This is a genomic window from Clostridium sp. AF34-13 (genome assembly GCF_003477845.1).
Lineage (GTDB): Bacteria > Bacillota > Clostridia > Lachnospirales > Lachnospiraceae > Butyribacter > Butyribacter intestini.
This window is the reverse complement of sequence record NZ_QUEB01000010.1, coordinates 108,281-123,183: the sequence shown is the minus strand read 5'-3', so window position 1 is coordinate 123,183 and position 14,903 is coordinate 108,281. Positions and strand designations below refer to the sequence as shown.

The window sequence follows — 14,903 nt, the reverse complement described above, 5'->3', positions numbered from 1 at the left end:
ATTTTATCCTTCAATCGCAATATATTTCTTTTCTTCAACTTCCTTTTCAGGCTCTTTCTTTGGAACAGTGAGTTTCAAAATACCATGTTTAAACTCAGCCTTGACATCTTCCTGTTTGACACCCTCACCAACATAGAAACTTCTCTGGCAGGCACCTGCATAACGCTCTTTGCGGATATATTTACCGCTGTCTTTTTCTTTCTCGTCTTTATCAAGACCTTTTGCGGCACTGATTGTCAAATAGCCATCCTCAATAGAAGCATTTATCTCATCTTTAGTAAATCCCGGCAAGTCAACTTCAAGCTCATAACTGTCTTTTTTCTCTTTAATATCAGTTTTCATAATCCTGCTTGCTTTCTTACCATATAATTTCTTTTCCGTGTTTTTCATGCTCTTATCGAAATCATAAAACGGGAATTCATCAAACCAATCATCAAACAAATTTTCTCCAAAAATACTAGGCATTAACATAAGTCATCTCTCCTTTTTCATATATGCTTTGTTACCTTGTTTCATGGAACCGGGAGGAGCAAAGCAGACATTCGCAATCCGCTTTCGCTACTTGCTCATGAACGCAGTCGCTTTGCGACCTGTCAGTGAAAGTTTTTAATCTCAATCTCCAAATCCGATTGTCTGATTGAAATCTTATTTCTTTTCTTCTTTTTGTTCCCTTCCTTTGTTCTGATTATGTTATAGCACTTTTATTAGCACTCGTCAATAGCGAGTGCTAATAATTTTGTGAACTTTTTGTGTTCTTTGTTCTGTTTATTTAGATTTTACAGCTATAACGCAAGCTCTATCACTGATACAAGAAGAACCGCAAGGCAGGCTGCGACCGCAACCGTCAAAAGACTTTTCCTTTTATATGCAAAGAATACTCCGACCACCGTTCCTGCTATTCCCGAAATCAAATCTGCCGTTGAATAGATTATTGCCGGAAATGTCATCGCACCAAGCACCGCATACGGCACATACGCAAGAAATGATTTGATAAATCTGTTCTCAATCTTTCCCGTAAAAACCGTGAGCGGAATTGCCCTGATAAGATATGTAACCCCTGCCATCACTATAAGATATATAAAAAATGTCTGTGTGTTCATTTATTTTCCTCATTTCTCCACATACTTTTATGGATATAAAATCATTTTTCGTTTTCAACATTACTTCTTCACAAATCTTTACTAAATATATCAGATATTTAATTTCCTTCCTCCTCATCAATCGGATAAAGCCACGCACCGACTGCCGATGCAGCTACCGCACATATTATTATAACAAAGCCTGACGAAACTTTATTTAACACCGGAACCCATCTGAACATACAGCTTAATACCACGGCAATTATTATTACTTTCAGAAAACGACTGTCGTCCCTTGCCGCCGGAAGAATTATCGCAAGGAACATTCCATATATTGCAATACCCAGTGCGTCACTTATAACTGCCGGAAGTATGCCGCCAAGCAGTGCACCAAACGCTGTTCCCGCTATCCAGCCGATGTATGAAACCGATATAATCCCAAGCATATAATATTTGCTTACGGTCTTGTTTCTGCTGACTGAAACCGCAAATATCTCGTCCGTCACGCAAAAACTTACTGCCATTCGTGTCGGCTTTTTAAAGGTGTCATCCACCTTTTGTGCAAGTGACAGTGACATAAGTGCATATCGTATATTTATAACAAGCTGCGTAAGTGCCATCTCGACAAGACCACCGCACGCAGCCATTATCTCAACACCGGCAAACTGTCCCGCCGATGTTACATTTGCAACCGATATAAGTATCGCCTGCCACGGTGTAAGCCCTGCCGAAACTGCCATTATTCCAAATGCAAAACTCACCGACAGATAACCAAGTGCTATCGGTATTCCGTCCTGTACTCCTCTTTTTATATCTTTCTTTTTATCTGATGCTTCATTTTCCATTTTTTCCTCATTTCCATATAGATACATCACTTTGTAAAACTTGTTTTCTGATATATCCAAACAATGTATTTATACGATTTTTCTTTTATATTTTCAGCCGTTTTCGCATAACGGTTTTTATCATATCTGATTAAAAATCTTATATTTTATAACCGCAAATGCTTCTCTCACAAAACTGTTGGGTATCGTAATCGGCTTAGTCTTTGCACTTGCACCGCTCACATCTGTGTAACCCATCTTTTTTGCTATGCATTTTGCCCTATAAATATGAAAATCATTGCTGACAATAACAGTCTTTTTTTCTTTGCTGCCAATAAGCTCAGCCGAAAATTTCAGATTTTCATTTGTATTTTTTGACCGGTCCTCAAGTATTATCCTGTCACTTTTTATTCCGTTTTTGACAAGATAATCAGACATTGCTTTAGCCTCCGTTATTTCCTCGCCTTTACCCTGACCACCCGAAACAACAACCTTTGTCCCCTCATTTTCATTAAGATAATCAAGTGCCACATCAAGACGGTATTTGAGGTTTAAAGTAACTCTTGTCCCATTCACCCTCGCACCGAGAACCACTATATAATCCGCATTTTTCTCCGGTTTCTGAACCGCATTTTTAATTATAGCACTTTCTGCAACACCGAAAGCACCTAGAAATAATATCACACATACAATCAATGCCACTGACACCGCCTTAGGCAGATGCAGTCTGCCGTTGTGACACATCCTCGAAGCTGTTCCAGCCGCCGAAAGCACCACGCCGAGAAGCAGCCAGAAATATGTAAATGAATTATTCAAACCGATAATGAACGCATAAGCGCCAAAATACACCACGGATGCAATCCCAAGCACCCATAATACAAAAGCTAAAACCATAAAAAACTCCATTCCTGCCCGCTTTTCAGGGCATCTCAAATTTGTGCGTAAACACAAATCCTGTGTGTAAAAATGTCAAGCGACTATTCGCAATCCGCTTTGCTACCTGATAGTTTTAAACTGTACGACCGCATACGCTTTGCCCTCTTCATCATCAAGCGAAACAAAAGTCTCATTTTCCTGCTCACATATCACCGGAACAATAACATCACCAAGAAGTGCCTGTTTCTTATACTCGACACGGAGTTCTTTAACAGACTTAAGTTCAATCTGGTTCATCGCCATCCTCACATACTGTCCGTTATTTACATGGTGGTTTGTGTCAAGCTGTGACTCCTGCACCACAAACTCCCTGCCTTTCACACCGCCCTCCGGCACTTTAATCTTTCTCGGTGCATAATCCATTTCAAGTGGCTCATGTGTACCATAGACATCCCCTATCTCAGGCGTAACTATCATAGGTCTGTTTTTCTTTAAATCCATAAGCACCCAGAGTGAATTTGCAATAGCAACCCTGCTGCCGTCCTCCTTTGTAATAAGAAAATTTCTGTGACCGAACATCTTTTCATATCCAAATGACTGCGTACCAATTATAATATTTTCGCCCATCCTCGGATATTCATCAATAACTATCTGCCATGAATTAAGAATCCACGCAATCTGCCTTTCCTTATGAAAATTAAGACCGACTCCCAAATCCTCGGACTGAAAATTCGTGCAGTCCTGCATATAATTTATAATACCGTCAAGCGTAAGCCTTGCGTCACTGTCAACCTCACTATATCTTACTCTGCTGTTAAAAGTGTACATATCATCCCAATCCTTTCTGTCAAATCATATCGTTTTATAAACATCTTTACTATTATACTCCTTATGACACAAATTTTCATTTACTTTTTTATGACAATACCAAAAAGATAGTAACAGTTCAGCCAAAAAAACAAGCCAATAATACATCGAGCAAGCTCGTGTATTATTGACTTATCTTTTTTTGGCTGAACTGTTACAAAAGAGATGCAATTTGTAAATTCATACAAACTACATCCCTTTTATTACACTGCTTACCTTATACAAAAAATTATTTCTTAAGCTTCATTTTTCTGCTGAATCCTGTTTTTTTATTAAACAGCTTTTTATACTTTTTATATTTTGACTTTGGTACTTTTATAACAGCTTTTTTGTATATGCCCTTAAATACATTCTTTCCAACACTCTTAAGCACTGATGATTTTACTGTTATATTTTTAAGCTTTTTGCTTCCGGTAAAAGCATTTTTACCAATTGTTGTAACATTTTTACCAATAGTTACTTTCTTCAAAGTCTTTTTGTTTTTTAATGCATTTCCGGCAACAGACTTAACCTTATAAGAAAATTTTCCTATCTTTACAGTGTCCGGTACAGATATTGAAGCTTTATTTTTAATCGGTTTAACAAACTGAACTTCTCCACCTGTTATCTTATTTTTAACAACTTTTCCAGGTTTTGTAACCTTAAAATATGCATTATATTTTGTAAGTTTCTTTACAATTCCCTTTTTCAACAGCTTAACCTTACTGCCTGCACTTGGATTACCACCCGGCTTTGTTGTCGGTTTTGCTGTTGGTTTTGCTGTTACACCTGGTGTCTTTGTTGGTGTTGTCGTCGGCTTTACAAGCGGTTTCTCAGTCACCTCCGGTGCAGGAGTTTTTGTTGCTTCTGCTTCTTTTTGCTTCCACTTAGCATAGACACTTATATCCTGTGCATTTCCCGATGCAATCTCTGAAATTCTTGAGATAATATCAAATTTTGAAGATGTGTACCAGCCTTCAAATGTATAACCGTCTTTTGTCGGCTCCTTAAGTTTTATCCTGTCTGCTGTTGTATAAGTCGATGGGTTTTCAGAATTATTTACACCACCATTCAAAATATAATTTATCAAAAATCTTCCATAATTTATGGTCGTATATTGATATGCATAATTATTATATGTGTACATTTCATTTGAGGCACCCTGAACATGAGCAAGCACTGCTACTTTTCCATTATCATCTGCCCAATCCCGCTTTATGTTTACCTTAAACATTTTTGCACTTCCCGGTTCCAGATTTGAAACATCTCTTTCTCCATATGACTCTGTCACATCATTTGCGTTGTATAGTTTAAGTTTCGCTGAATCCTTTCTATTGCCTTCATTCTTAACCTCGACAAGCATATATGGATAAGCACCCGAATCGCACATCTGTGTTCTTACAACAAAGTCACTATTTCCTAAAGTCATCTCTGTGCCGTTGTTATCCTTTGTCTTTTCCTCTATCTCTTTTGGCTCATTATTAATATTCGGTGAAGTTGTCGCTTCCTCTGTTTGTGCCGGTTCCATCGAAATCAAATTATCTCCTGAGGCGGCAGTATCCTCCGGCACTGACGAAACTATATTTGCCGAAACTTTCCAGTCTCCATATTCTGCAGCATTTGTACCTGACAATTCAAGTGTAATGTTCTTTTCGTTACCCGGCTCTATATCAACCGTATAATATTTTGACTTCTGTGCCACTTCTTTTCCGTCTGCATCATTTACATTTACCTCAACATACGAAATCTTTTTATTTCCATCATTCTTAAGTTTTAAAGTTACCGGAAGTTCCTCTCCCATCAAAGAATTATTCAGATCATAACTGGCCTCTTCCACATTCAGATCATAGTAATCCGTCACTTCAAAAGCATCTATCTCTGAATCTGTAACACCTCTGTCACCCTCGGTATCATAATCATCCGATGATGCAACGATAAAATCTTTATCTGCTATTGTAAATGCCGATACATTTCTCAGCCAGCGTTCTTCCTGTGTAACCTGAACAGCATCTCCATATGTACCATCTGCCGTTTTATATCTTACAAAAATCTCTGTTCCATTTTCAGTATTCTTCGCATAATAAATACCTCTGTCAGTTATAGCATATACTCCGTCATAACTTCCCATATCATCAACGATACCATTAACTGTACCATCATCTTTCAGATACGAAAGATTGCTGTTTGATGCAATCGTAAATGTTTCTTTTCCATCATTCTTGTATCCATAATCTACAGTTACCGCATTTCCTGTGCAAACACTGGTGTTTTCCTGACTATCACCATCCGTATATGATTTTATTTCCTGCTCATCCGTAGAAAGGTCATTATCTGAATCCACACCATATACGCAGGTTATCTTATTGTCTTTAATACCTGCTGCAAGGGATGTAACTGAGTTGAGGTTTCCTGCTGCTTTCTTTACATTCCAGTTTTTTGTTGCCGAAGCATCATTTATGGTGCAGTTTGAGATATTTATATAGTTCTTATCTGTTCCTGTTCCAAAGTAATCGCCCTCCATGTTAGCAGCACTGCACACATATATCTTACCGTCATTAACAATAATATCAGCATTATAATCAAATGCACCGTCTGTTTTTATCTTTCCATAATCAATCCACTGATTATTTTCAGTATCATATTTTTTCACATGAAGTTCAACATTCTTCCATATTGATTTAAGAATACTGTCTTTTTCTTCATCTGTTGAAGCTGAAGCATAACTTTTTAATATATTGGTATCAACAGATGACTCCTGATAAACCATATAATAGTTCTTGCCATCAGTATATAATTTCTGATTCATCTCACTGACCGCTGTCGAAGAATCACTTTCATCCTGGTCTACTTTTTTTGCGTTCGACCACGAACCTGTATTTCCATCGGCAGTATATGTCTGATAATACAGTTTAGGTGCTGTATAATCCGTACCATTTACATTTTCACGCACCGTATATACATTTAAAGCATCTTTTCCATTTGATGACACAACCGGTTCTGCCGCCGGATTAACTCCCGAAGCAATTACTGTTTTGTCACCTTTAGAAACAGCCTTTATCTTTATTTTATCTGCATTTTTTGAAAGTTTATAATTTGTCAAGTCATATAATTGTGAAAAATCTGTCATGCCATCAGATATTTTCTTAACTGACTGTGCCGACTTTTTATCTTCTCTTGTCCATAAATGGAATGTTCCTTTTGCAATGTCATATTTTGGTTCAAACCATGCAACTCTTGCATATATTCCTATCGAACTGCTAAGATCAAGATATGTAAATCCAGGCTCCTCGCTCAAACTTGCTATAACAAGTTTTGTCTCGAGTCCTGCCGAGCCATACACTCCACCATTGAGATATTTAAATCCCACGCCTGCATTTGCCTCAAGAGATGGTTTTAATGTTAGTGACGAATCTCCCTCAAGTTTATTTTCATTAAAATCATATGTTATGGTATCCGCAAAATCCGCTTCAATTGCTCCTGTTATTCCTATAGTTACCGGTATAACCCATACAACAAACTGCCAGTCAAACTCTGCTGATGCCTCAGCCGTCACGCACAGATAACCTGTTCCTGACGATAATGTTCCGTCACTATTTACGCCTGCCTCTGCATATCCGCTTGCCGTCACCTCTACGCCTTTATCAAAACCTGCCATTCCCATGACGCCTTTTTTCTTCTGCTTCTTTTTCAACTGTGCTATGGCAGTCTTCATATTTGTTGAAGCAAACTTTGCCGCTTTAACCTGATTAAGCATTTTTTTGTAATTTTCAAACAGGGCATTATCATCAAAAGTTTCATCATCGACATTAAAACCTATATGGATAGTATCTTCAGACACTTTATAATCCAATGGTATTGAAGGAAAACCAAAATTTAATTCCGTCCCGCCAAATATAGGCACTTTGTCGCTAACAGTTATCTTATTCTCATTTCCAAAACTAAGCTCTGTATGCTCAGTATAATTTGGATTTTCCGCTATCTCAAGCCTAAGCGAAGTTGATATTTGATTTCCATCATTATCATACACGGTTATAAATACTCCCGTACCTACCGAAAAATCATTAATACTTATATCATTGAACTCACCTGTGGTACTGCTTGCAATTTCTTTATCTCCACTTTCCGTTCTCTGAAAAAGTTTATATGATGCTACTGTTTCTGCATCATTGCAAACAGCGGCATCAATAGAAAACTTCCAGCCTGCCGTTCCTTTATTAACCTTTTTATATGTATCAACCAGGTCTACTTTTCCAGCCCCTCTTTTATATACGGCTGACTGTAACCTGTGTGCGTCTAAAGTTGCCGCTTTAATCGTAATCTTTCCTGTGCTCTCATCACCAATACTATATTTAGCATTGTAATCATAATAATTATTACACTTAACAGATATATCATAATTTCCCGTACCCGGATTATCTATTTTAATGGTTCCATAATCACTTGTCGTATATGTACTTCCGCCTATACTAACCGCTGCCCCCGGAACAATCTCTCCATACTGATTCATGACAACAAGTTCATATTGTCCCTTAGGTACATCATCTTCACCGTCATCTGTAGGTTCCCCTCCTGAACAACCTGTTAAGACCAAAGAAGTTGCGACCAACACACACAACAATTTCTTTTTAAACCTTTTCCCAAACTCCATTTACAAAACTCCTTTCTTTTCTCTTCACTAACTGGTATTTACGAAACCGGCATAATCTGTGATTAATTGTACCTATATAACACAAACTATAATCAGTTTCACCATCACTTTACTATTATACTCCTTATGACACAAATTTTCATTTACTTTTTCATGTACTGTTTTCAATTACTAATGCTGATTTTTATCTTTGATTATATTTCAGAATTTCTGTTTTGATTTTTAATGTAAAAATGTATCAATTAGTAATTATTCGTTGTACTAGTGTACTGGCATATCACAATATTTTATCCTGCATAAAGCACTCAAAAATGTATGATGGATTTTCATAATATACGCTGCTGTTATAATCGTCTATCTTGTCACTTATAAAAGAATGATAAACCTCCATAAGTGCATCTACAACACTGATATTTTTTTCACTTGCTACACTCTTTATCAGCCGCTTATAGACTTTTCCTATATCCCAGTGAGACGGAATAGCATATTCACATTCACCGACATTATCGAAATTACCCTGTTTAATATCAGCCTCCCGAATAAAATCATCACTTACCTGTTCGATATTATCGCTGTGATAAACATCCGCCAAATCATATCTTTTTGCCCATCTCTGTGCCTGTTCCTTTATCACAGTGCAATAAAATCCCGTACCAAAATCCTTTGTATTTCTTCCTTTACGGATTTCAAGATGCTCCACCGGCATATACCCACCATGATAAACCGTCATCACCGCCATAACCAAACCTCCATAATCTTTTAATATTTTCTTGAAATAAACTCCCATGCCTCATCAGAATTGCGAAATATTTTCACCTTTTCGCCATAAGAATTTAACTCCTTAAACAAATCCTTTTTCATATCATCAAATTCCAACACCCACTTAATATTATACCTCAAAAAATTCAAAGTCGGCTTTGTATTATAGTGTTCTTTCCCTATTCTTTGTTTTATCCACCGTTTGAATACCCGAAACAATCTTACAGAAGTTTTTTCGTCCAAAACAATAATATAATCACAAATTTCAAAGCTTTCTTTAAGGCATTTCCTTGGTGTTCCTTCTACGATCCATTCATCCTTACTGATGATTTTATTAAAATATAAATCCCGCTCATCAGGTGTTCGTTTTCTATCTCCATCCGGAGTTCTGTCCCAGACAATATTGTCCTTTTCATAATGCGGCACATTATATTTCTTGGATATTTTTCCTGCCAGTGTTGTTTTTCCACTTGCCACCGAACCTATAATATCTATTTTCATTATAACAGTACCACCTTTCCAAAATCACCCGCCATTGTATTAAAATTTTTTTAACCCATTTATAAACTCAGGCAATACCGTCTGGTCTGCATCAAATTCAAATTCCAAAGAATGTGTCATATGGACGCCATATATTTTCCCTTTTACAGCAAAATGACCGCAAGCATCCATTTCAAAAGATATTTTGCTCCCATAACTTATATCTTTAAATTCTAATTTATCACACTTGAATTGATAAAACAGTTCCATTTGCCTGACAAACTGTTCCCACTTACTGCGGTCACATTCATAATCAGCCAGTCCCGAAAAATTCCCCGAAACAACTTTTATCTGAAATGAACAATTATATGGATTGCCACTTACAGCATCCTCACTGTTATATCTATAATTTATTATTTCAATAGAATTACCTGCGTACTCAAATCCACTATTCATAAAAACTTTCCCATTCTTAATATTATTAAAAAACCGGATATTTTTCCCATTCTGTCATCTTCTTTATCTCCTTTACAATCCACTAAACTCTCTTAAACCCAAGATACCTTGTCCCCTGATAACTTAATACACCCTCATCTCCTTCAATCAAAAGACCATACTCTGAATCTTCAACAGAAAACTCTATTCTCTCACCGCTTTTTGTCTGAAATGTTATGTAATAATCTGTAGATGAAGTTGTTCTGTAACCATGCGCTCCCGAAAAATCATTTGCATTTGCATACCTGTGACTTGAAACATCTGCCCTCTTTGCAATCACTGTCGCAGGAACATTTATTAAAGGGGAGTGATTATTTCTATTCCATTGCACTACAACTTTCACCACGACATAGCCTATCACTCCAAAAAAACATATAAAAAACAACACGACCAAAATATCAAATGATGTGTCAAACATCGCATCAGATTCATAAAACATACCTAATATCTCCTCTCCCCAATCAATTCTATATTATTCTCATGATAACATTACATTTAACTATATGCAACAAAATAACCCCTTTCAATCGTATATTCCCCAAAATCAATCCAACTGATAATGTAACAGTTCATCTTTCCATTTCCTACATTCATAAACCTGCCAACCGCTGCCATGTCATTTTTTGTTCATTTCTCCAATAAACAGGAAAACAGTGGCTATAATGTTTAGCAAGTGGCATTTTCAAACTCGCCGGCACTTATGCACCGTATTTTGGTACATTAGTACCGCTGCGTGTTTGTATAGCGCAAGCGTGCCACCTAAGAACATATATAGCCCCTGTTTTCCGTTATTCCTACTACTTAACTGTTACATATATTGCGACATATAAAGCTCATAATAAGCCCCTTTATTTTCAAGAAGTTCATCATGACTTCCAGCCTCCACGATGCCGCCCTTATCTATATACATGATAGTGTCGGCATTTTTTATAGTGGAAAGTCTGTGTGCTATGATAAATGAAGTTCTTCCTTCAAGAAGATTGTTAAGACCTTCCTGAAGTACGATTTCCGTTTCCGTATCAATACTTGAAGTAGCTTCGTCAAGTATAAGGATTGCGGGGTCTGCAAGCAATGCCCTCGCAAATGAGATAAGCTGTCTCTGTCCGACTGAGAGTCTGCTTCCTCTCTCATTTACCTGAGTATTATAACCGTCCTCCATCTCCATAATAAAGTCATGTGCACATACCGTCTTTGCCGCCTTTATTACTTCTTCATCCGTTGCAGTCTTATTTCCGTACCTTATGTTATCCATAATAGTTCCTGAAAATATAAAACTGTCCTGCATCATCACACCCATCTGTGTTCTGAGCGAATGTATTTTTACCTTTGATATGTCAATTCCATCTATAAGAACTTTTCCGCTGTCAACATTGTAAAAACGGCTCAAAAGATTTACGATTGTTGTCTTTCCTGCTCCCGTTGGTCCGACTATCGCTATCGTCTGTCCCTGTTTTACATCAAAACTTACATCTTTAAGAATAGGTACTCCATCCTCATAGCTGAATTTTACATTTTCAAATGATACATCACCCTTTATCGGAGGCATATCCGTTGCGTCAGGTGCGTCCTTAACTTCCACCGGCTCATCTATTGTCTCAAATATTCTTTCAAGATATGAGATTGCAGTTAAAAGGCTGTTATAAAAACTTGCAATAGTATTTATAGGTGCCCAAAATCTGCTTATATAAGCCGTAAATGCGATAAGTACACCGACTGTGACGCCCGACTGTCCGCCGTTTATAATACACGAAACACCAACTACATATATAAATGATGTTGTTATCGTTGATATAAGGTCAACCATAGGACCCATAGCAAAGTTATAATATACCGCCTTAAGCCATGCATTTCTGTAGGACATACTGAGGTCATTAAATATGTCCATGTTTTTTTCTTCTCTTACAAAAGCCTGTGTAACCCTGATTCCGTTAATACTCTCTGCTATGTAAGCATTTAAGTTTGACTGCTTGTTGCTCTGAACCTGCCATGCATGGCTCTGTCTCCGTTTCAAAAACACTACATATATGACAAGCACCGGAAGTCCGCAGAGACATATAAGTGTAAGTTTAGGACTCATTGCAAACATAAATATCAATATAAATATAAGATTGCAAAGGTCGGTTATCGTATTTATAATACCGTTTGAAAGAAGGTCACTAAGGTTGTTTACATAATTTACTACCCTTACCTGAATTTTTCCGTGCGGTCTTTCATCATAATAACTAAAAGGAAGTTCCTGAAGATGTTTAAAAATATCTTCTCTTATTGTATGTATTATGTCCTGACCGACTTTAGTTGTCACATCTATCTTTATCCTTGTGCTTATTACCGAATAGAGAACGATAACACCGGCAAGTGCCGTGAGCATCACAATTGATTTTATATCTTTATCAGGTATATACTTATCCATTTCAATCTGCAAAAACTTCGGAAGAAACATTCCAAGTCCCGATGAGGAAAGCATAAGCACAAGCACAAAAAGCATTTTTCCTTTATAAGGCCTGATATAATCAACAAGTCTTTTAAGCTGCTTAATATCAAATTTCTGCTCTACTACTTCGTCAACATCGTATTTATTTCTAGCCATCTATTTCACCCCCTGTTCTCTCATTTTAGCTGCCATTGGATACTGGTGGTAATAAACCGTCGCATAATATCCGTTTTTTGCAACAAGCTCCTCATGTGTTCCCTGCTCAATAATCCTGCCCTGGTCAAGCACGAGTATCTTATCCGCATCTTTAATAGAAGAAATTCTGTATGCGATTATAAATGTCGTGCAGGCATGATTTATATTTTCAAGCTGTCTCTGAATATAACTCTCCGTTTCCATATCAACAGCCGATGTTGTATCGTCAAGAATAAGGATTGACGGATCTTTAAGTAATGCTCTTGCAAGCGAAATTCTCTGCTTCTGACCGCCTGAAAGACCTACTCCACGCTCACCTACGATAGTGTCGTATCCGTCAGGAAGATTTTTAATAAATAAATTTGCATCCGCCATCTTTGCAACACGCTTTACATCCTCAAAGCTGCAATCCGGTCTTCCGTATGCGATATTTCCCTCGATTGTATCTGAAAAGAGAAATACATCCTGCATTGCAATACCGATATTTTCCCTGAGTTCATACATATCCATGTCTTTAACATTTACACCATCAACATAGACACTTCCCTCTGTCGCATCAAAGAAACGGCACAAAAGGTTCATCACCGTAGACTTTCCTGCACCTGTAGTTCCTATTATTCCGACAGTTTCACCTTTCTTAACATCAAAATTTATATCGTGAAGAATGTCCTCATCATCTGCCTGATACGAAACATGCTCAAATTTGACATTTCCATCAAGTTTCTTGCGGTGTATAGGATTAAGCGGCTTCTTAACATCCGGCTCAGCGATATATGTATTGTAGATTTTTTCAACAGAAGTCGTAAATCTCTGCATATCATTGATAAGCCAGCCCGCCATACGAAGCGGCATTGTGAGCATCCAGAGATAACCATTCACTGCAACAAGGTCACCCATTGTCATCTGACCGTTCACAACCATAATACCGCCGACAAGCATAAGTACCAATGTAAGAATATTTGAGAAAAGTTCAAACAGCGGCACATATTTTTTCCAAACATTTGCCGCGCCAAGCTCAGAATCCCTGTACTTATCATTCTCAACGGCAAACTTTTCCATCTCATAATCTTCTTTTGCAAAAGCCTTAACAACCCTGTTTCCACTTACATTTTCCTGAACAAAAGTATTAAGACTTGAAAACGCATTACGGCAGTTTCTAAAAGCAGGCTTAACACTCTTTGCCTGAAAATATGTGGTAAGTGCCGTAAGCGGGAGCACGAGCACCATGCAGAGAGCCATTTTCAGATTTGTCGCAAAAATCATGATAAGAGCTATCACAAAATACAAGACATATTCATATGTAACATATATTACATACGCAACAAAATGTCTGATAGCATCCATATCACCGGTCTGGCGGCTCATCAGGTCACCTGTTCTGTTCTTGTTGTAAAAAGCAAAATCCTCCTGAAGAAGTTTTCTGTAAACAGTGTCACGCATACTGTAAAGAACATTCTGCGAACTCGTCTCAAAAAGCACCTGCGAAAAAAATCTGCATATTCCTCTTATTATAATAGTAACAATAAGCACGATAATAAGATTTTTAAGCATACCGTACTGTTCATGCTGAATAACTCTGTCAACGATAAGTTTTGAAACATACGGACTCACCAAAGCACAAGCCGCAACAATAGTAGTCAGCACAATGCCCCAAAACATACGCCAGCGGTATTTCTTCAGAAACGAATAAAACCATTTCATCGGTGTCATTTTTCTTGTCCTCCTTTTTCTGTTCATGTACTCTTTTTCTTCTGTTTTTCGTAATTGTTAATGCTTACACCTAGTGTGCTGACCTATTCATATTTAGCTAAATAACAACATGCCAGTACACTAGTGTATTGCCAACTCTGTCATTTGCACATAGCTTTATATCTAATATCAAGTTTGCCGGTAAACAATAACTTACGAAAGTTTCTACAGTATAGCACAGCAGACATATAGATAATATAATAAACATATAAAAAAATTGCATAAACCTATCATATATCAAAATCATATAATACTATTTTAAGCCGCAAAGATACTATTTTGCTTTATTTTTTGCTATCTTTATCACAGACTTATATTATTGAAAAAATCGTTTATATGTTATATAATATCTGCAAACAAAATCAGTGCAAACTAACATTTTCACACCTCATTATTTTTAGTATTATGATGCACGGAGCAACAACATATAGAAATATAACAATTCGTGACAGCAATTTAGGTAAAGAATATTTTCCCAAACATCATATCACTTCTGATAAAACGGCATAACACCAAAGAAC

General features: G+C 37.1%; 12 protein-coding genes. All 12 read right to left on the bottom strand.

Annotated features, from left to right (window positions below):
• Positions 1–3: 3 nt before the first annotated feature.
• Complete coding sequence (locus tag DWZ63_RS09955; RefSeq protein WP_022013179.1) at positions 4–471, bottom strand: Hsp20/alpha crystallin family protein; 468 nt, start codon at positions 469–471, stop codon at positions 4–6.
• A gap of 311 nt (positions 472–782) precedes the next feature.
• A complete protein-coding gene (locus DWZ63_RS09950) occupies positions 783–1,100 on the bottom strand; it encodes an AzlD domain-containing protein (protein WP_022013180.1) in 318 nt (105 codons plus the stop codon).
• 98 nt (positions 1,101–1,198) lie between these two features.
• Positions 1,199–1,924 (bottom strand): AzlC family ABC transporter permease, encoded by a 726-nt coding sequence (locus DWZ63_RS09945; RefSeq protein WP_055946448.1) that lies wholly within the window; start codon positions 1,922–1,924, stop codon positions 1,199–1,201.
• Positions 1,925–2,044: 120 nt separating this feature from the next.
• Positions 2,045–2,797 (bottom strand): YdcF family protein, encoded by a 753-nt coding sequence (locus tag DWZ63_RS09940; protein WP_022013181.1) that lies wholly within the window; start codon positions 2,795–2,797, stop codon positions 2,045–2,047.
• Positions 2,798–2,899: 102 nt separating this feature from the next.
• Positions 2,900–3,607, bottom strand: a complete 708-nt coding sequence (locus DWZ63_RS09935) for an acyl-ACP thioesterase domain-containing protein (RefSeq protein WP_118499737.1) — start codon at positions 3,605–3,607, stop codon at positions 2,900–2,902.
• A 268-nt stretch (positions 3,608–3,875) separates the two neighbouring features.
• Positions 3,876–8,273: an InlB B-repeat-containing protein gene (locus DWZ63_RS15975; protein ID WP_118499736.1), complete on the bottom strand. Its 4,398-nt coding sequence runs from the start codon at positions 8,271–8,273 to the stop codon at positions 3,876–3,878.
• Positions 8,274–8,550: 277 nt separating this feature from the next.
• Positions 8,551–9,012 carry a DUF3990 domain-containing protein gene (locus DWZ63_RS09925; RefSeq protein WP_118499750.1) on the bottom strand — a complete coding sequence of 154 codons (462 nt, stop codon included), beginning with the start codon at positions 9,010–9,012 and terminating at the stop codon, positions 8,551–8,553.
• 20 nt (positions 9,013–9,032) lie between these two features.
• Positions 9,033–9,533 carry a DNA topology modulation protein FlaR gene (locus DWZ63_RS09920; protein WP_118499735.1) on the bottom strand — a complete coding sequence of 167 codons (501 nt, stop codon included), beginning with the start codon at positions 9,531–9,533 and terminating at the stop codon, positions 9,033–9,035.
• A gap of 39 nt (positions 9,534–9,572) precedes the next feature.
• Positions 9,573–9,968, bottom strand: coding sequence for a hypothetical protein (locus tag DWZ63_RS09915; RefSeq protein WP_118499734.1), 396 nt, complete (start codon positions 9,966–9,968; stop codon positions 9,573–9,575).
• 82 nt (positions 9,969–10,050) lie between these two features.
• The gene (locus DWZ63_RS09910) at positions 10,051–10,446 is read right to left on the bottom strand and encodes a DUF2500 domain-containing protein (RefSeq protein ID WP_118499733.1); all 396 of its coding nucleotides are present in this window, start codon (positions 10,444–10,446) and stop codon (positions 10,051–10,053) included.
• A 369-nt stretch (positions 10,447–10,815) separates the two neighbouring features.
• Positions 10,816–12,594: an ABC transporter ATP-binding protein gene (locus DWZ63_RS09905; protein WP_118499732.1), complete on the bottom strand. Its 1,779-nt coding sequence runs from the start codon at positions 12,592–12,594 to the stop codon at positions 10,816–10,818.
• On the bottom strand, positions 12,595–14,343 hold the full coding sequence (locus DWZ63_RS09900) for an ABC transporter ATP-binding protein (protein WP_055946425.1): 1,749 nt from the start codon (positions 14,341–14,343) through the stop codon (positions 12,595–12,597).
• Between the last annotated feature and the right edge of the window lie 560 nt (positions 14,344–14,903).